Source organism: Clostridium lamae, assembly GCF_033043255.1.
GTDB lineage: Bacteria > Bacillota > Clostridia > Clostridiales > Clostridiaceae > Clostridium > Clostridium lamae.
This window is the reverse complement of record NZ_JASCQJ010000023.1, coordinates 1-17,929: the sequence shown is the minus strand read 5'-3', so window position 1 is coordinate 17,929 and position 17,929 is coordinate 1. Positions and strand designations below refer to the sequence as shown.

Here is a 17,929-nt window from a genome sequence, read left to right as displayed (position 1 = left end):
AGTATTATATGATTTTATAAAGCTCCTATTATTAATCGTGCATAATCTATTTTAATTATTATAAATATGGTATACTAAAATATAATATAAAAAGGTAGGTGAAGATACAAATATAATTATGAATGATAAGGAGTATGTAGTTGATAGAATAGAAGGAAACTATGTAATATTAGAAGACAATGAGGGAAAAATATTTAATGCTGAAAAAAAATATATAAATGGAATAGCTAAAGAAGGAGATATACTTTACAAAAAAGATAATCTTTATTATATAGATAATGAGGCTTCAAAACAAAGGAAAGAAGAAATAGATCAATTAATGAAAGGATTATGGGAAGAATGACTTATAAGAATATCGAAAGTGATGGAAAGAGAAAAAATTCAATAAAGAACTTCATTTATGAGTGGGGAATTCCAATAATTTCTGCTTTTATTATAGCTTTTCTTATAAATAAATTCTTGTTATTTAAAGTTCTAATTCCATCAGAGTCTATGGTACCAACTTTAAATGTTGGTGATAGACTGTTTGTAACAAGAGTATATAATTTGGATAAATTACAAAGAGGAGACATAGTAGTATTTTATTCAGAAGAGCTTCAAGAAGATTTGATTAAAAGATTAATTGGTCTTCCTGGGGATAAGATAGAAATAATAAATGGTGTAGTATATGTAAATGGAGAAAAATTAGTAGAAGATTATATAGGTACAGAAGATAATTTTAATGGAGTTTACGAGGTTCCGGAAGGGAAATTTTTCTTTTTAGGAGATAATAGATTATACTCTAAAGACTCAAGATATTGGATTAATCCTTATATAGATGGAGAAGATATAACTGGTAAGGCACAAATTAAGGTATATCCTTTTGATGAAATAGGTAAATTAAAATAGTTTATTTAGAAAGGAAATAATATGAGTAATAAGAATACGGAAGAAAATAACAATAATAATAAAAAACAAAATACAATAATATATGCGATTTTAGCATTTTTATTTTTATATGTATTCACAGCTACTAAAAATTATATGACTACGGATCAAATCAGCTATAATAAGTTTTTAAGTATGCTAGAAAATAAGCAAGTGGAAAGTGTTATTATTTCTTCAAGTGAAATAAAAATATTACCAAAAGAAAATGAAGAGAAAAGTTCAAATAGAAAAATATTATATACAGGTAATGTAGATGATCCAAATTTGATAAATTTATTAAATGAAGCTGGAGTAGAATATAGAGCAGAGCCAATACAAGATAATTTTTTTGCTGACTTTATCTTTAATTGGATAGTTATGCCATTAATACTTTTCGGTATTTTTAGATTTTTAGCAGGAAGAATAGGTAAGAAAATGGGTTCTGGACCTATGATGGGATTAGGTAAAAGTAATGCTAAGGTCTATAAGGAAAATGATATAAAAATTACTTTTGATGATGTGGCAGGTCAAGATGAGGCGAAAGAATCATTAAAGGAAATAATAGATTATTTAAATCATGCAGAAAAATATACTGATATAGGGGCTAAGCTTCCAAAAGGAGCTTTATTAGTAGGTCCACCAGGAACAGGGAAAACATTACTTGCAAAAGCAGTAGCAGGTGAAGCAAATGTACCATTCTTATCGATTTCTGGTTCAAACTTCGTTGAGATGTTTGCTGGAATGGGAGCTGCAAAGGTTAGGGACTTATTCCAAGAAGCAGAAAAAAATGCTCCTTGTATAATATTTATAGATGAAGTAGATTCTATCGGTAAGAGTAGAGATTCTCAACTTCAGACTAATGATGAAAGAGAACAAACGTTAAATCAGTTATTAACTCAGATGGATGGATTTGATTCAACTAAGGCAATAGTAGTTTTAGCTGCAACAAATAGACCAGAAATATTAGATAAGGCATTATTAAGACCAGGAAGATTTGATAGAAGAGTCATAGTTGATAGACCTGATCTTAAGGGGAGAATAGATATTCTTAAAGTTCATTCTAAAGGCGTTAAACTTGGAGATGATGTAGATTTAGAAGAAATAGCTAAAAGTACTCCAGGTGCCGTAGGAGCAGATTTGGCAAACATAGTAAATGAAGCTGCGTTAGGAGCAGTTAAACATAATAGAGAGTTTGTGATTCAAGCAGACTTAAGAGAAGCTGTTGAAGTTATTATTGCTGGTAAAGAAAAGAAAGATAGAATTCTTTCCACTATTGAAAAAAGAGTTGTTGCATTCCATGAAGTAGGGCATGCATTAGTTGCAGCACTTTTAGAAAATACAGACCCAGTACATAAGATTACTATAGTGCCAAGGACTATGGGAGCTTTAGGCTATACAATGCAGTTGCCAGAAGAGGAAAAGTACCTTGTTTCTAAAGAAGAATTAACTAGTCAAATCATGGTTATGTTAGGCGGAAGGTCGGCAGAAGAAGAAGTGTTTAATTTAGTTTCAACTGGGGCTTCTAATGATATAGAAAGAGCAACTAAAACAGCTAGAAGTATGGTAACTATATATGGTATGACAGATAAATTTGATATGATGGCATTAGAATCATTACAAAATAGATACTTAGATGGAAGAGCAGTTAGAGAATGTAGTGAAGAAACATCAACATTAGTAGATCAAGAAGTATTGAATATTATTAGAACTTGTCATAAAAATACTAGAAAGATATTAAATGAAAATAGAGATTTATTAGATAAGATTTCTGAATACTTATTGGAAAAGGAAACTATCTTCGGAGACGAGTTTATGGAGTTTGTATATGAAAAATATCCGGAGCTTAGAAAGAAGAAAGAGAAGAATAAAGAAAATAATAATTCTAATAATGAAGCTTCAGTAATGACAAATGAAAATAATATATAAAATGAAGTTGATTTAAAATATAATGAAGTTTAAAATAATAAAAGTTGGGTATTTTAAAGAAAGAGTGTACAAATTTTTTTGTTACACTCTTTCTTAGTAAAAAATCAAAGGGGGAAATGCTCTTGGATAAAATAGAATTCTTAAAAGAAGAGGAAAACCTAAAAAATACATTAAGTGTACTTAATGATGAAACTTTAAATTATATAGAGAAAAGAAAGGCGATTTCTGATTATATACTAGAATACAGAAAAAAGTATATTGAAGAATACAAAGATGATGAAGATAAATTAGTAGAATATTTTGATCATGAAAGATATATAAAGGAAGAAAGTTATAAGGCTATCGATAGAAAATTATCAGAGTTTGTTAAGTTAAAGGAATCACCTTACTTTGGAAAGATTAATTTCATAGATGATGATTTTAATGAAGAACTATATATTGGTAGATATGGTTTAACTCCTGAAGATAGTTATGAACCAGTAGTTGTAGATTGGCGAGCACCGGTTGCATCATTATTTTATAAAGGAATGCTAGGAAAAACAAATTATACAAGCCCACATGGAGAAATACCTGTTGATATATTAGCTAGAAGACAACTTATAATAAAAAAGGCTAAATTAGAGGGTTATTTTGATTCGGATATAAATATACAAGATGAAATTTTACAAATGGTGTTATCATCTAGTTCAGGAGAAAAGCTTAAAGATATAGTAAATACAATACAAAAGGAACAAGACGAAATAATTAGAGCAGATAGAAATAAGGTAGTTGTAGTTAATGGGGTAGCTGGTTCTGGTAAAACTACAATAGCTCTTCATAGAGTTGCTTATTTATTATATAACTATAGACAACAATTAACTGATAAAGTCCTAATTCTAGGACCTAATGATATATTTATGGATTATATTTCAGAAGTTTTGCCTAATCTAGGCGAAACTGGTGTTAATAATGAAACATTTTTATCATTTGCATATAAAGAAATAGGTCTTAATGAAGAAGTTCTAGATATAACTGCTTATTTAGAAGAGGTTCTAAAAGGAAATGAAGAAATAATAAATGAAATTAAATTTAAATCATCTAAGGAATTTATAGATTTACTAGATAAAAAGATAAATGAAATAGAGGAAGAATACTTCGAATATAATGCTGTGAAATTTATGAATGAAGAAATAGTTTCAGTAGATGAAATAAGTGAACTATTTGAAAAACACTATAAATATATGCCTATATTCAGAAGAAGTCAAAAGATAAAGAGAATACTATTTGCTAAGGTAAAAGATAAAAGAGACGAAAAAGTTAGAGAAATCAATAAAAAGGCTCTAGAAGAGAAGGCAAAATTATCAGCTGATGATTTAGTTGTTGAAGAAAATAATATAGAATTTAGAAGAAAAATCGCTATAAGAGATGTTATTAAAGAAGTTATGAAATCTAAAAATGACATCGAATCATGGATTGAAAATAAAGGAATAGTAGATATTTATAAGGAATTTTTAAATGTCGATACGCTATCATATTTAGATTTATCAGGAGTTTTATATTTAATGATAAAACTAGATGGAAAAAAAGCAAGCTATGAAATTAAGCATATTGTCATTGATGAAGCGCAAGATTATAATATGCTTCAATTTATAGTTATTAATGAATTAACTGGCTGCAGAAGCTATACAATAGTAGGAGACTCTAATCAAAGATTGGTTAAAGCAGAAGAAGTTCCAGCTATGCTAAGACTTAGAGAAATCTTTGGTGGATTTTTCAACTTACATGAACTTAAAAAAAGTTATAGATCTACTTATCAAATTATGGAGTATGCAAGTAAGCTTTTAGATGAAAATGCAGTAGTTCCTTTTGTTAGAAAAGGAGAATTTGATGTTCTAGAAACTGTAGTTCCAAAGGATGATACTGAAGATTTAATAGAAGTTATAGTGAATCTTTTAGAAGATTACCAAGAAGAGAAGTATGAAAATGTAGCTATAATCACTAAGGATAAGGAAGAATTAAATATTATTTCACCTGAGCTAAAAAAACGTACTAATATTCTAGCATTTAATAAAGCTGATATAGTTTATAGAGGTGGAAAAGTTTTAGTTCCTTCATATTATGCAAAAGGTTTAGAGTTCGATGCAGTAATAATAATTGATTTTGATGAAAATACTGATAATTTAGTTAAGTATATAATGAGCACTAGAGCTCTTCATAGATTATCTGTAATAAAAATTAGATAATAAAATAATACCCTATGAATAAATTTTTATAATTCCGAATAAAATGAGGAATTATTACATTCAGTGTAGAAGGAGATAGATATCATGTGACGGCGACTTGGAGCGGGCGACGGAGCAAGGAACATGATATCTATCTCCTTCTTTATTGTAAAATATCACAATATATATGTGCTTTTATTAGTCAATATTTAGGAAAACTTTATTACAAGTTAAATAAAATTGAATTTAGAAAAAAAGATAATATAATTAAAATATGAGCTTTTTGTAAACGATATAAGGAGGTGCGTAAGTGGATAACTTCTATGAGCAGTTTCAAACAAAAGACTATGAGAAGATAGAAAAAACATTTAATATTTTCTCGAAATTATCCTTAGCTATGGCAATAGTGTTTGCTGCACTATTAAATTTAGTTGGTTCAATGTTTTTTATATTAATTTACAGTATCATTTTTATATTATCTAGAAAAATTATAATAGAATACGAGTATGAACTTACTGGAAATGAGCTTTCAATATATAAAATTATGAATAAGAGCAAGAGAAAAGAAATTGGAAATTTTAATATTAGAGAAATATCTAGTGTTAAAACTTTGGACAAGTTAGGTAGTAATACTAAAGTTACAAAAGCATATTTAGAGGAATCCGGAATTAAGCCTATGGTATTTATAACAAAAAACTCTAATGGGAATAGAGGCTTTCAATTAGCAATGGACGAAAAATTATTAGACTTAGTAAAAAGGGTTAACCCATTATCATTTTATTAATATATATATGGAGGAGAGAAAATGGCAGGTTTAAAATTAAATAATATTCAAAAAGTATATGAAAATGGATTTGAAGCAGTTAAGAACTTTAACTTAGATATCGAAGACAGAGAGTTTATCGTTTTTGTTGGACCATCAGGATGTGGTAAATCAACTACACTAAGAATGATAGCTGGTCTAGAAGAAATATCTGGTGGAGAATTATATATTGATGATAAATTAGTTAATGATGTAGCACCAAAAGATAGAGATATAGCTATGGTTTTCCAAAACTATGCATTATATCCACATATGACAGTTTATGAAAATATGGCATTTGGATTAAAGTTAAGAAAATTACCGAAGGATGAAATAGATAAGAAGGTAAAGGAAGCAGCTAAAATATTAGACATAGAGCATTTATTAGATAGAAAGCCAAAGGCTTTATCAGGTGGACAAAGACAAAGAGTTGCTATGGGTAGAGCTATAGTTAGAAGTCCGAAAGTATTCTTAATGGATGAACCATTATCAAATCTTGATGCAAAATTAAGAGTTCAAATGAGAATAGAAATATCTAAATTATATAATGAATTAAATACAACATTTATATATGTTACACATGACCAAACAGAGGCTATGACTTTAGGAACTAGAATAGTAGTTATGCAAGATGGAGTTATTCAACAAGTTGCATCACCTACTGAAATATACAATCACCCAGCAAATCTATTTGTTGCAGGATTTATAGGAAGTCCACAAATGAATATGACATACGGACAAACTTTGATTGAAGGCGGAAAGCAATATGTTAAGGTGTTCGATAAATTAATAGAAATTCCAGCTGATAAACTTGGACTTTTAAAAGAAAAAAATGCTGAAAATATAGAGGTAATAGTTGGTATAAGACCAGAAAATATATATCACAATAAAGAAGAATTAACTAAAACTGGAGTTATTACTTTTAGCGGACAAGTTGACTTAACTGAGAATTTAGGAGCTGAAACATATATCCATGTTAAGAAAGATAATGCAAACTTTATAATTAAGTCAAGAACAGCAGCAGATTATAAGATTGGCGATCCAATAGAATTTGGAATTGACTCTAATAAGATGCATTTATTTGATAAAGAAGAGCAAAATACTATATTCTAGGAAAAAATGAAATAATTAAAAATGAAAAAAATAGTGAGGAAACTCCCTAGTGAGTTTCTAAAATAAATAGAATATTGAAATGGAGCTGTGAGAACAGCTCCATTTTTATTTAGTATAGCTATTTATTATTTGAAATATAGTTATCTTCTGCTTGTTTCCAATTAACTACGTTCCACCAATTATCTATATAATCTCCACGTTTATTTTGATATTTCAAGTAATATGCATGTTCCCATACGTCTATTCCTAATATAGGAGTTAAATTTTGAGAGATTGGAGAGTCCTGATTTGCAGTAGAAATTATAGATAACTTACCATCTTTATCAACAACGAGCCAAGCCCATCCAGAACCAAATCTGCCTAAAGCAGCATCTTTAAACTTGGTCTTAAAACTATCAATAGATCCAAATTCTTTTTTGATAGCTTTTAATAATTCGCCTTTTGCTGTTTGCTCTTTTTCAGGAGACATTATTGCCCAAAAGAATTCATGATTATAAACACCACCTGCATTATTTTTAACAGTTTCTCTTACATCTTCAGGAACTGAGTTTAAATCTGTTAAAATTCCTTCTAAGCCCTTCTTATATAATTCAGGATATTTAGAAATTGCCTTATTTAGATTATCTAAATATGCTTTCTCATGTTTATCATGATGAAGCATCATAGTTTCCTTATCTATATATGGTTCTAATGCATCATAAGAATAAGGCAAAGGCTTAAGCTCGAATTGAGAGTCTGCTAAGCGATTACTTTTTGCAGTAAGTGTGGGAATTAAAGTAATGAATGTAATAATTGATAATGTTGCTAGTAATAATATTGTATATTTTTTCTTCAAATATAACACCTCCTATTTTAGTATTTACAAAGAAAAGGAATTTTATAAATAATTTGTTTAAATGATATAATATATATAAAGAATGAATAATTTGGAGGTAATATGAAAAAAAGTGAAATTGAAGAATTTATAAAAGATAATTTAATAAATATAGTATATTTTAGTGGTTCAAGTTGTGGGGCTTGTGATGCTATAAAGAATAAAGTGTTAAATATAATTAAAGATTATAAAGAAGTGAGATTCATAGAAGTTAACGCTGTAGGAAATGAAGAGATAGCAGCAACTTATAATATTTTTTCGTTACCTATTTTATTATTATTTGTTGATGGAAAAGAAACTTTAAGAATAGGAAGACACTTTGATATGTTAGATTTTAAAAACTCAATAGATCGATACTATAATATGATTTTTTACGACTTATAGCTTTATAGAAGGGGAAGTTAGGTTAATAAGCTTCACCCTTGTTTGTTTTGATTTTAAACTTATTATCCAAATATATTACGTATGAATTACAAGTAAAATTAATAATTATGAATAGTAATTAAATATCTATAAAAATCTTCATTAATCTTCTTCATCTAATATATCATCAATACCAATTAGATTCTCATCAGAATTTTCATTAAGTGTACTATTATTTTTATAAGAAATTTGATTTATGGCTTGATAAATTTTTTCAAGTAGATAATTTTCAATTCTTTTTGTTTTGTAGTATTTAGTAAAGGTAATAAAAGCCCATACACCTATAATAGCAAAGGTTAGCATAAATAATGTTCCTATACTATAAAAGACTATTTGAAAAATTTGTACTGCTAAATCCATATTAATATTCCTCCATAATGTATATAGAGTATTATAGCATATAGAAAAACAAAGTTTGCATATTTATATAAATTTTAGTATTTGTGATTAAATATGTATTTATGTGGATATAATTCTAAAGGATACTAACCATAAGGAGAAGTATATATGAAGAAATTAATAATAACACTAATATCTTCAGCTTTAGTTGCGAGCTTTCTAATAGGCTTTATAGATGTTTCTACACCAAATGGAGAAAAGAATAATGATGAAGTTATATACTCAATTTCTGAAATACCAACAGATTTCAAAGCAGTAGGAAGTTTAGATAAAAGAGCACAAGATATTGTTACAGCAACTAGTAGAGGATTAGTAGAAATAAATGAAAATAATGAAATAAAACCTTCTCTAGCAGAAAGTGTTGAAGTAAGGGATGATGGGCTAGAATATGACTTTAAAATAAGAAGTGATGTATTTTGGAGCGATGGAACTAAAATAACACCAAAAGATATTGCAACATTTTTTAGAGAAATATTAACAGAGGAAAATGAGGAAAATATAGCTGCATTACTGAACGTATATGGTGCACAGAGGTTTAGAAATGGAGAAGGATCTTTTACTGAAGACGTTGGTATAAGGTTTAATGAAGAAAATATAATATTTAGATTGAATTCAAAGGATGATAAATTTATAGAGGAACTTACTACACCACAATATAGAATCAGAAAAAATGTCTTACTTTGGGAAAATATAAAAAAAAATTATGCTAATTTAATTTATTCAGGTAACTATAAAATCGAAGGCAGTACTATGTCAGAATTAAATCTTAAGAGGAATGAAAAGACGAATAAAAATATAGTTGATAGAATAACTATCATTCCCTATGAAGGGGAAGAAGTAGCTATGGCTTCTTTTGAAGTGGGGGGAAGAGATTTAGTTATTAATCCACCAAAGAGTCAACTAAATAGATTGAGTTCAGAAGGAAGATTAATTAATTTGAAATCTAATAAAGCTATGTATTTAGCTTTTAATCCTAAAGATACTACACTGAAAGTAGAAGGTAGAAGAGAAGTTTATAGATTAGTAAATAAGGCTTTAGAAGAATATGAGATCAAAAATAGTATGTATATTGAATTGGCTGAAGGAAGTTATTTTAGAGAAGACAAGGAGAATCTAGAAAAGCTTCAAGCTAGAAAAGTAATGAGTACAGAAGATAGAGAATGGGTTAAGCCTGAAGTATTACATATTGTAGCAAAAGAAGGAAGCGAGAATAAAGAAATATGCGATTACTTATCTTCCTGGTTTGAGAATAATACCGATATTAATTTAGTATATGATTTAATTACAAGCGAAGAATTAAATTCTATTGATGAGGCAAATTACTATGACTTTGCGATAATTCAAGGTGATTTAACACTTTCTAATGAGGCATCAATCTACAACAGTTTAGTAAAATTCTTAGATAGTGATAATAAAGAAAAATTATTACTTGCTAAAACAGAAGGAGATAGACTAGAAAAGTTTTTAAGTATAGAAGAAGAGTTATTTAGTAATTATAGTGTGCTGCCATTAGTTTTCTATAATGATAATATCGCTATTAATAAAGAAATTAAAAATCTTGTTTTAGATGGAAATGGAAATATAAATTTCAACGAAATACAAAAATAATAAAGACTGAGGTATGTCTCAGTCTTTATTATTTTATAGTTGATTCTTCTTCGATTATAGAATCATCTTTAGGAACAGTACTTTTATCTTTTACTTCATTATCTTTACTTTTACTTTTATTATTGTCATTAATTATTTCATCATTCACTTCTAAATCATTATCATCAATAGAGTCATTATCATCTAATCTATAATCAGAAGGAGTAGATAATAAATTAGTTTCTAACATAAAGTCATCCTTAAATAAGAATATAATTAAATTGTATATATACAAATTCTTATAGCTATCAAAGGATGAGTTAGATGAAGAAAATGAGTTTTTCTTTTTTGAATAAGTAACATTTTTCTTAAATACAGGAGCTATTCCTGAGCTTGATGGTGATTGGGTAGTGGATAATTTAAAGAAACCTTCATCAAGCATATCGGCTGAATTAAATGTTAATCCCCTGTATCTTTCAGCATCATCTAATGTAGGTGCATCTGGCCAAGATGTAATTATGCCGGAATTAATAAAGTATTTTCTATATAATGAAGAAATAATATTTTTGTATTCCATCTCATTATTATCTTCTTTCGCATGCATAAATAATGCTAAGAAATAAAAGGCAATATCAAAACAACTATATTTCATATCCTTCTTACTAGATAATTTTAGAAAGACGTCTTTTTCATCATCATAGAATGACAATAGTTTCTTTAATATATCTTTGGATTTCTCATTAAAAGCAATTATCTTAGTGTACTTATGAGCTAAGATTAAATTTAAAGCAAATAATGTAGTAAAATCTAAAGAATCAACATAGTAGTCTTTTTCATCAAATTTATTAATTAAGAAATCTGTTAAATCTATAATTAATATTTCTGCATCCTTATTTTCAGAATTACTGTAAAACATATTAAGAGCAGTAAGTATCTTGCATATTTCTTCGAAGGAGCAATCATATATCTTTTCTTTAAAATCCATGAGTGTATTAAGTATTTCAAGAGAAAAGCTATTATAGTCTGATGAAAGTTTATCTTCTGGGTATAATATTGAATATAGATTATAAGCTACCATCATAAATGCTTGATCAGAGAATTTAAATTTATTATTTTTATCTACAAGATTAAAACCTTTATAATTGTTTTCTGATAAGTTTTTTTTCTCTGTAAAAAAACCATCATTGTCTCTAAGGTTAACTGAATAAAACTCAAGCTGTCGTTTTGAAAGTTTTTTATATACTTTAGAATAAGAATATAATTTTTCATCTACATCTTTAAATCTAGAATAATAAGTAGATAAATTAAGTATACTTGTAGTCAATAGTGCATTGGTTGTCGGAGAAACTTCTTTCTTGAATGATTCTTCATCAAATCCATTGTAATTCTTACTATGAATATAATTAGGAGATGATTTTCTATATATACATAGTAGTGGAGAAAAATTGGTAGATGTGGTAATATCAATGGAGGATGATAATTTTTTATAATTTTTAATAGAATCAACTAATCCACATTTTGACTCTAGAACCAAGGTTCTTATGGCTTCCTTTGATAAATGAAAAAGTTGGCCGTTAATTTCTTTATAAGATAATTTATTCATTCTAAAGTAAGGTCCTATATATCGCAAATTCTTCACCTCTTCATTAATCCTCATACTAATAATATGAGTTGAAAGTTAAAATAGTGCATAAATTTTTATAATATTAAGAACTGGAGGTAATAACATGAGAATAGATGGAAGAAAAAATGATCAAGTTAGAGCAACTAAAATTACAAGAGGATATACAAAATATGCAGAAGGTTCTGTTCTAATAGAGGTTGGTGACACAAAGGTAATTTGTACAGCTTCAATCGAGGATAAAGTCCCACCATTTTTAAAAGGGCAAGGTGAAGGATGGATAACTGCTGAATATAATATGCTACCAAGATCCACTGGAACAAGAAAAGTTAGAGATATAGCTAGGCTAAAGATAGATGGTAGAACTATGGAGATTCAGAGATTAATAGGTAGAGCTTTAAGATCTATCATGGACTTAAAAGCACTTGGAGAAAAAACTATATGGATAGATTGCGATGTAATACAGGCAGATGGAGGAACTAGAACGACGTCTATAACAGGAGCCTTTGTAGCATTAGTAGATGCAGTTAATAAGCTTCATAAAGAAAAACCTTTCGAAGTATATCCTATTAGAAAATTCGTAAGTGCTACAAGTGTTGGTATTCTTAAAGATGAGAAAATTTTAGACTTATGTTACGAAGAAGATTCTAATGCAAAGGTTGATATGAACATAGTGGCTACAGACGAAGGTGAGTTTATAGAAGTGCAAGGAACTGGAGAAGAATCACCATTTAATAGAAATGAATTAAATGAATTATTAGATTTAGCTCAAAAGGGTATAAAGCAAATGATTCAAATACAAAAGGATTCATTAAAAATGGATGCATTATGGATAGGTACTGGGGGAAAATAACTTATGAAGAAATTAGTTATTGCTAGTAATAATGTAGGTAAAATTAAAGAAATAAAAAGAGTTTTAAGTGATATAAGAGTTGAAGTTTTATCTTTGAAAGATATAGGATTAAATATAGAGGTCGAAGAGGATGGACTTACTTTTGAAGAAAATGCAAAAAAGAAAAGCATAGAAATATATAAAGAATTAATAAAAAGAGGCGAAAAAGACTTTATAGTAATGTCTGATGACTCAGGGTTAGAAGTAGAATATTTAAATGGTGAACCAGGAGTTTTTTCAGCGAGATATGCTGGTGAGCATGGAAATGATAAGAAAAATAATGAGAAGCTTCTTTTAAAGTTAAATGACGTGGAGTATAAAAATAGAAATGCAAGATTTGTTTGTCAATTGGCTATTGTAAATGATAGGAATGAATATAGAAGTGTCAAAGGAACTGTTGATGGATATATTTTAAATAAGGAAAATGGGGATGGGGGTTTTGGATATGATCCATTATTCTTTTATGAACCATTTAATAAAAGCTTTGCCGAACTTAGCATAGAAGATAAGAATAAAATATCACATAGAGGAGTTGCTCTTCAAAAGGCAAGGAAAATAATAGAGGAATTATTGTAGGAGGAGAAAATGAAAATTGCTGTAATAAGTGATTCCCATTATGACTCTTCATCTATAAATCTAGTTAAGAAACACTTAGAGAATGTAGATATAATTATACATTGTGGAGATGGAGCGCCTGATACTAGATTATTAGAAGAAGATTTTAATGGAGAGATATATGCAGTCAGAGGTAATTGTGATATTAGTAATGAATATCCATATGAAAGAATCATAGATGTAATGGGAACAAAAATATTGGTAACTCATGGACATATGTATAATGTAAAAAATGAGTACAATACTATATTTTATAAAGGCAAAGAAATAGATGCTGATATTTTACTCTTTGGACATTCACATAAAGCTTTAATAAGTATGCATGATGGAATATCTATGATGAACCCTGGCAGTATATCGTTACCATATGGTGGTATGAAGAAAACAATGGGATTTATAGAGTTAGATAAAGGTAAAAATCCTAAACTATATTTGGAAGAAATATAGTTAGAGCTTTAGCAGTCCGTCTTAAGATGTTTATTTTTAATGGCTTATGTAATAAGTGAATAGTTATATTAAAATTTTTAAAAAAAATGTATTGACGGATTGCTGTTCCTATTGTAGAATAAACATTGTCGCTGAGAGATATTAGCTTTCGGGGTGTGGCGCAGATGGGAGCGCGCGTGGTTTGGGACCATGAGGTCGCAGGTTCAATCCCTGTCACCCCGACCATTTAAAACCTTATATGCGGGTGTAGCTCAATGGTAGAGCCCTTGCCTTCCAAGCAAGTTACGTGAGTTCGATTCTCATCACCCGCTCCAATAAAAGGTTTTAAAAAAGATATTGACAAGTAGACAGTAATGATATAAAATAGTTTATGTTCTTTACGAGAGAATGCGTGTTTAGCTCAGCTGGATAGAGCAACGCCCTTCTAAGGCGTGGGCCAGGAGTTCGAATCTCTTAACACGCACCATTATCTCGGGGTGTGGCGCAGATGGGAGCGCGCGTGGTTTGGGACCATGAGGTCGCAGGTTCAATCCCTGTCACCCCGACCATTTAAAACTTAATATGCGGGTGTAGCTCAATGGTAGAGCCCTTGCCTTCCAAGCAAGTTACGTGAGTTCGATTCTCATCACCCGCTCCATAAACATAAGATATTAATGGTTAATATGCGTGTTTAGCTCAGCTGGATAGAGCAACGCCCTTCTAAGGCGTGGGCCAGGAGTTCGAATCTCTTAACACGCACCATATATGCGTTATTAGCTCAGTTGGTAGAGCACCTGACTCTTAATCAGGGTGTCCCGGGTTCGATCCCCTGATAACGCACCATTAATGGTGAACGTAGTTCAGTTGGTAGAGCGCCAGTTTGTGGCACTGGTTGTCGTGGGTTCGAGTCCCATCGTTCACCCCATTAAATACTGGGATATCGCCAAGCGGTAAGGCACCGCACTTTGACTGCGGTATTCGTAGGTTCGAATCCTGCTATCCCAGCCATGTGGTTTACTAGCTCATTCGGTAGAGCACTTGACTTTTAATCAAGGTGTACCGGGTTCGATTCCCGGGTAAGCCACCAAATATATATGCAGATGTGGCGGAATTGGCAGACGCACTAGACTTAGGATCTAGCGCCATTGGCGTGGGGGTTCGACTCCCTTCATCTGCACCATATATATTTTAAAACTTCAGAAAAATAAGCGGAAGTGGCTCAATGGTAGAGCGTCACCTTGCCAAGGTGAATGTTGCGGGTTCGAGTCCCGTCTTTCGCTCCATAATATGCGGGTGTAGCTCAATGGTAGAGCCCTTGCCTTCCAAGCAAGTTACGTGAGTTCGATTCTCATCACCCGCTCCAAAAAAGCTTACGAGTTATCGTAAGCTTTTTATTTTTTTATAAAATAACAAAATATAGCTTTTAAATTTGTTTTAAATATAAAATTAAAAGAATAAATATAAAAATAGAATTTTTTATAATATAATTGCTTTGTGGGAGGGATTATATGTTCAATTTTTTTGAAGAAAATTTGGTGAAAGAGTTTGATGAACTATATAAGTATGATGGGGAATTGGGAGCGATTTACAATAAAGAGAAAACGATTTTTAGGGTTTGGGCACCAAATGCGCAATCTGTAAAAATAATTTTTAGGGGTAATGATGGATATCTTTGTAATAAAAAGTATAAGGATATTAAAGATATGAAATATAAAGAAAGAGGTCTTTGGGAAATAGAAGTAGTTGGAGACTTACACGGAGAATATTACAACTATATTATAAAAAACAATGGAATAGAGAGTGAAGTAGTGGATCCATATGCAAAATCAGTTGGAGTTAATGGAAATATAGGGATGGTAATAGATTTAGAAAGAACTAATCCTATTGGATGGGAAAGTCATAAAATTCCCAAATTTCAGAGTCATCTAGATTCAATTATATATGAGGTACATATTAGGGATTTCACAATAGATTATAATTCAGGTGTGAAAGATGATATAAAAGGAAAGTTTAAGGGATTTCATAATAATACGGCAGGTTTAAGTAGTGGCATAAAGACGGGGATAAATCATTTAAAGGAATTAGGTGTAAATGTGATACAATTGCTTCCAGCATTTGATTATAAAACTGTAAATGAAATGTATTATGATGAGGAAGAGTATAATTGGGGGTATGATCCTTTAAATTATAATGTACCAGAGGGATCTTACTCAACAAATCCTTATGATGGTGAGGTTAGAATAAGAGAATTTAAAGAACTAATAATGAATCTTCATGAGCTAGGATTTAAAGTTGTTATGGACGTGGTATTTAATCATACTGCAGATACTGAAAATTCTAATTTTAATAAAATAGTACCTAAATATTATTATAGATTTAATAAAGATGGGAGTTTTTCAAATGGATCAGGATGTGGAAATGAATTAGCTTCAGAAAGAACTATGGTAAGAAAATTCATTTTAGACTCTGTGAAATATTGGGTAAAAGAATACAAAATAGATGGATTTAGATTTGATTTGATGGGCCTTCATGATATTGAAACTATGAAGTCAATTAGATCAGAGTTAAATGATGGTGTGTTAATATACGGCGAAGGCTGGAAGGCCGGAGAGTCTCCACTTCATAATTCAATATTGACATTAAAGGAAAATATAAAGTGTTTTGGTAATATACAAGTAGGAGCATTTAGTGATGATATAAGAGATGCTATAAAGGGAAGCGTGTTTGAAGTGGAAAAGGGTGGATTTATAAACGGAGGAATTGGTTTTGAGGAAACTATAAAATTTGGAATAGTTGCATCAACAAATCACAAAGATATAGATTTCAATAAGCTTAACTACTCAAAAAAACCATGGGCTAATGAACCATATCAAGTTATAACATATACCTCAGCTCACGATAATTATACGCTTTGGGATAAGTTATCTTTAGTAGAGTCCTCATCAACAATAGAAGAAAGAATAAGAATGAACAAGTTAGCAGCTGCTATCATATTAACATCACAAGGAATACCATTTATTCATTCAGGAGATGAAATACTTAGAAGTAAAGAAGAGAGAGATGGAACTTTAGTAGAAAATAGCTATAAATCATCAGATTACGTAAATAAATTTAATTGGAGCAAAAAAGAAAAGTATTTATATGTTTTCAATTATTATAAAAGTTTGATTGAGCTTAGAAAAAATCATAAAATATTTAAAATGGATTCAAGTAATGATATTAATAAGAATATTAGTTTTCTAAAATTCGGGAAGAATTTTAAGGATGAAAATATTGTTGGCTATATAGCAGAAGGAGATAATGTTAATGATCCTTTGGGGAAAATAGTAGTTATATTTAATGGGAATAAACATGATGTCGAAGTAGAGTTAGAACATAATAGATTTATAGTTGTTCTAGATTATAAAGATATAAATGAAAATGGTATTTATAAAATAAATGACTCAAAGATTAAAGTAAAAGGTATATCAGCATTAATATTAAGGTATGATTATAGCTAATATAAAATGAATTAGATAAAGAACTAAGAATGACTAAAATAGAGTAGAAAATTTCTACTCTATTTTTATAGATAAATAACTTTAGTGATAAGATAATGGAAATTAAAAAACCTACAAAACACAATACGGATTGCGTTTTGTAAGTCGATGGTGCACCTAGAGGGACTCGAACCCCCGACGCCTGGATTCGAAGTCCAGCACTCTATCCTGCTGAGCTATAGATGCATAAATATTTCAAAATATACTATATTATATTATGAATATGCCTTGATTGCTAGTTTTATATAATAAATAATTAATTTTTAATAAAAATATACTAAATATTAAATCATTTAAGTTAAACATATCCTAGTGTATCAGTATGTATAAAATAAAGAAATATGAATAAAAATAAAGTAAATAGTAAATAAATTTAAATAAATGAATTAAGTTTATTTGAATTAAAATAAAGCTATGATACAATAGTCAATGTTCCTGAGGCGTTGGCAAAATAAATTAAAAAAATATGTTGACAATGCAAACTCAAGATGATAACATATAGAAGTCGCTTAAATGCGAAGTAAACATGATCTTTGAAAATTGAACAGAATATAAGTTAAGTATAAAGTAAACCAGCAATTCTTTTAAGTCTTAAGTGAGAATCT

The 17,929-nt window shown here is 29.4% G+C and carries 15 protein-coding genes and 14 tRNA genes; 25 read left to right on the top strand and 4 right to left on the bottom strand.

What is annotated here, in order from left to right:
• The first annotated feature begins 118 nt into the window (after nt 1–118).
• The 6 genes from QK892_RS11685 (at nt 119) to QK892_RS11660 (ending at nt 6,948) form a co-directional block, all read left to right on the top strand.
• Complete coding sequence (locus QK892_RS11685) at nt 119–343, top strand: DUF3006 domain-containing protein (protein ID WP_317273716.1); 225 nt, start codon at nt 119–121, stop codon at nt 341–343.
• Nucleotides 340–888, top strand: a complete 549-nt coding sequence (lepB, locus tag QK892_RS11680; RefSeq protein ID WP_317273715.1) for a signal peptidase I — start codon at nt 340–342, stop codon at nt 886–888. Before QK892_RS11685 ends, lepB begins: the two co-directional genes overlap by 4 nt.
• A 21-nt stretch (nt 889–909) precedes the next feature.
• A complete protein-coding gene (gene ftsH / locus QK892_RS11675) occupies nt 910–2,832 on the top strand; it encodes an ATP-dependent zinc metalloprotease FtsH (protein WP_317273714.1) in 1,923 nt (640 codons plus the stop codon).
• A gap of 116 nt (nt 2,833–2,948) precedes the next feature.
• The gene (locus QK892_RS11670) at nt 2,949–5,054 is read left to right on the top strand and encodes a HelD family protein (protein ID WP_317273713.1); all 2,106 of its coding nucleotides are present in this window, start codon (nt 2,949–2,951) and stop codon (nt 5,052–5,054) included.
• A gap of 289 nt (nt 5,055–5,343) precedes the next feature.
• Nucleotides 5,344–5,817, top strand: a complete 474-nt coding sequence (locus QK892_RS11665; protein WP_317273712.1) for a hypothetical protein — start codon at nt 5,344–5,346, stop codon at nt 5,815–5,817.
• A gap of 21 nt (nt 5,818–5,838) precedes the next feature.
• Nucleotides 5,839–6,948 carry an ABC transporter ATP-binding protein gene (locus QK892_RS11660; protein WP_317273711.1) on the top strand — a complete coding sequence of 370 codons (1,110 nt, stop codon included), beginning with the start codon at nt 5,839–5,841 and terminating at the stop codon, nt 6,946–6,948.
• Nucleotides 6,949–7,066: 118 nt separating this feature from the next.
• Here the strand turns inward: QK892_RS11660 and QK892_RS11655 are convergent, their stop codons facing one another.
• Nucleotides 7,067–7,783, bottom strand: a complete 717-nt coding sequence (locus tag QK892_RS11655; RefSeq protein ID WP_394855026.1) for a superoxide dismutase — start codon at nt 7,781–7,783, stop codon at nt 7,067–7,069.
• Nucleotides 7,784–7,885: 102 nt separating this feature from the next.
• Here QK892_RS11655 and QK892_RS11650 point away from each other — a divergent pair, with 102 nt between their 5' ends.
• Nucleotides 7,886–8,206, top strand: a complete 321-nt coding sequence (locus QK892_RS11650) for a thioredoxin family protein (RefSeq protein WP_317273710.1) — start codon at nt 7,886–7,888, stop codon at nt 8,204–8,206.
• A gap of 141 nt (nt 8,207–8,347) precedes the next feature.
• Here QK892_RS11650 and QK892_RS11645 read toward each other — a convergent pair whose 3' ends face one another.
• Nucleotides 8,348–8,605, bottom strand: coding sequence for a hypothetical protein (locus tag QK892_RS11645; RefSeq protein WP_317273709.1), 258 nt, complete (start codon nt 8,603–8,605; stop codon nt 8,348–8,350).
• A gap of 147 nt (nt 8,606–8,752) precedes the next feature.
• Between QK892_RS11645 and QK892_RS11640 the strand changes: the two genes are divergently transcribed.
• Complete coding sequence (locus tag QK892_RS11640) at nt 8,753–10,252, top strand: ABC transporter substrate-binding protein (protein ID WP_317273708.1); 1,500 nt, start codon at nt 8,753–8,755, stop codon at nt 10,250–10,252.
• Between the two features lie 28 nt (nt 10,253–10,280).
• On the opposite strand, the gene QK892_RS11635 is transcribed toward QK892_RS11640, so the two are convergent.
• Nucleotides 10,281–11,861, bottom strand: a complete 1,581-nt coding sequence (locus QK892_RS11635) for a hypothetical protein (protein ID WP_317273707.1) — start codon at nt 11,859–11,861, stop codon at nt 10,281–10,283.
• A gap of 97 nt (nt 11,862–11,958) precedes the next feature.
• On the opposite strand from QK892_RS11635, the gene rph reads away from it, so the two are divergent.
• The 17 genes from rph to pulA all read left to right on the top strand — a co-directional run bounded on the left by rph (nt 11,959) and on the right by pulA (nt 17,285).
• Nucleotides 11,959–12,705: a ribonuclease PH gene (gene rph, locus QK892_RS11630; RefSeq protein ID WP_317273706.1), complete on the top strand. Its 747-nt coding sequence runs from the start codon at nt 11,959–11,961 to the stop codon at nt 12,703–12,705.
• Between the two features lie 3 nt (nt 12,706–12,708).
• On the top strand, nt 12,709–13,320 hold the full coding sequence (locus tag QK892_RS11625; protein WP_317273705.1) for an XTP/dITP diphosphatase: 612 nt from the start codon (nt 12,709–12,711) through the stop codon (nt 13,318–13,320).
• Between the two features lie 9 nt (nt 13,321–13,329).
• A complete protein-coding gene (locus QK892_RS11620; RefSeq protein WP_317273704.1) occupies nt 13,330–13,806 on the top strand; it encodes a metallophosphoesterase in 477 nt (158 codons plus the stop codon).
• A 149-nt stretch (nt 13,807–13,955) separates the two neighbouring features.
• A tRNA-Pro gene (locus QK892_RS11615) sits at nt 13,956–14,031 on the top strand.
• A gap of 15 nt (nt 14,032–14,046) precedes the next feature.
• Nucleotides 14,047–14,120, top strand: a tRNA-Gly gene (locus QK892_RS11610).
• 75 nt (nt 14,121–14,195) lie between these two features.
• Nucleotides 14,196–14,272 (top strand) — tRNA-Arg (locus QK892_RS11605).
• A 6-nt stretch (nt 14,273–14,278) separates the two neighbouring features.
• A tRNA-Pro gene (locus QK892_RS11600) sits at nt 14,279–14,354 on the top strand.
• A 15-nt stretch (nt 14,355–14,369) separates the two neighbouring features.
• Nucleotides 14,370–14,443, top strand: a tRNA-Gly gene (locus QK892_RS11595).
• A gap of 27 nt (nt 14,444–14,470) precedes the next feature.
• Nucleotides 14,471–14,547 (top strand) — tRNA-Arg (locus QK892_RS11590).
• A gap of 5 nt (nt 14,548–14,552) precedes the next feature.
• Nucleotides 14,553–14,628, top strand: a tRNA-Lys gene (locus tag QK892_RS11585).
• Between the two features lie 6 nt (nt 14,629–14,634).
• Nucleotides 14,635–14,710: transfer RNA gene (locus QK892_RS11580), tRNA-His, on the top strand.
• Between the two features lie 8 nt (nt 14,711–14,718).
• Nucleotides 14,719–14,793 (top strand) — tRNA-Gln (locus QK892_RS11575).
• A 3-nt stretch (nt 14,794–14,796) separates the two neighbouring features.
• Nucleotides 14,797–14,872: transfer RNA gene (locus QK892_RS11570), tRNA-Lys, on the top strand.
• Nucleotides 14,873–14,881: 9 nt separating this feature from the next.
• Nucleotides 14,882–14,965 (top strand) — tRNA-Leu (locus QK892_RS11565).
• A gap of 28 nt (nt 14,966–14,993) precedes the next feature.
• Nucleotides 14,994–15,068, top strand: a tRNA-Gly gene (locus tag QK892_RS11560).
• Between the two features lie 6 nt (nt 15,069–15,074).
• Nucleotides 15,075–15,148: transfer RNA gene (locus tag QK892_RS11555), tRNA-Gly, on the top strand.
• A 145-nt stretch (nt 15,149–15,293) separates the two neighbouring features.
• On the top strand, nt 15,294–17,285 hold the full coding sequence (gene pulA / locus QK892_RS11550; RefSeq protein WP_317273703.1) for a type I pullulanase: 1,992 nt from the start codon (nt 15,294–15,296) through the stop codon (nt 17,283–17,285).
• Nucleotides 17,286–17,433: 148 nt separating this feature from the next.
• On the opposite strand, the gene QK892_RS11545 is transcribed toward pulA, so the two are convergent.
• Nucleotides 17,434–17,510 (bottom strand) — tRNA-Arg (locus QK892_RS11545).
• Nucleotides 17,511–17,929 lie beyond the last annotated feature (419 nt).

What these genes read in the sequence shown, in the direction of transcription:
- QK892_RS11685 (WP_317273716.1), top strand. Translation starts at nt 119, where the DNA reads ATGAATGATAAGGAGTATGTAGTTGATAGAATAGAAGGAAACTATGTA.
- lepB (WP_317273715.1), top strand. Translation starts at nt 340, where the DNA reads ATGACTTATAAGAATATCGAAAGTGATGGAAAGAGAAAAAATTCAATA.
- ftsH (WP_317273714.1), top strand. Translation starts at nt 910, where the DNA reads ATGAGTAATAAGAATACGGAAGAAAATAACAATAATAATAAAAAACAA.
- QK892_RS11670 (WP_317273713.1), top strand. Translation starts at nt 2,949, where the DNA reads ATGCTCTTGGATAAAATAGAATTCTTAAAAGAAGAGGAAAACCTAAAA.
- QK892_RS11660 (WP_317273711.1), top strand. Translation starts at nt 5,839, where the DNA reads ATGGCAGGTTTAAAATTAAATAATATTCAAAAAGTATATGAAAATGGA.
- QK892_RS11650 (WP_317273710.1), top strand. Translation starts at nt 7,886, where the DNA reads ATGAAAAAAAGTGAAATTGAAGAATTTATAAAAGATAATTTAATAAAT.
- QK892_RS11645 (WP_317273709.1), bottom strand. Translation starts at nt 8,605, where the DNA reads ATGGATTTAGCAGTACAAATTTTTCAAATAGTCTTTTATAGTATAGGA.
- QK892_RS11640 (WP_317273708.1), top strand. Translation starts at nt 8,753, where the DNA reads ATGAAGAAATTAATAATAACACTAATATCTTCAGCTTTAGTTGCGAGC.
- rph (WP_317273706.1), top strand. Translation starts at nt 11,959, where the DNA reads ATGAGAATAGATGGAAGAAAAAATGATCAAGTTAGAGCAACTAAAATT.
- QK892_RS11625 (WP_317273705.1), top strand. Translation starts at nt 12,709, where the DNA reads ATGAAGAAATTAGTTATTGCTAGTAATAATGTAGGTAAAATTAAAGAA.
- QK892_RS11620 (WP_317273704.1), top strand. Translation starts at nt 13,330, where the DNA reads ATGAAAATTGCTGTAATAAGTGATTCCCATTATGACTCTTCATCTATA.
- pulA (WP_317273703.1), top strand. Translation starts at nt 15,294, where the DNA reads ATGTTCAATTTTTTTGAAGAAAATTTGGTGAAAGAGTTTGATGAACTA.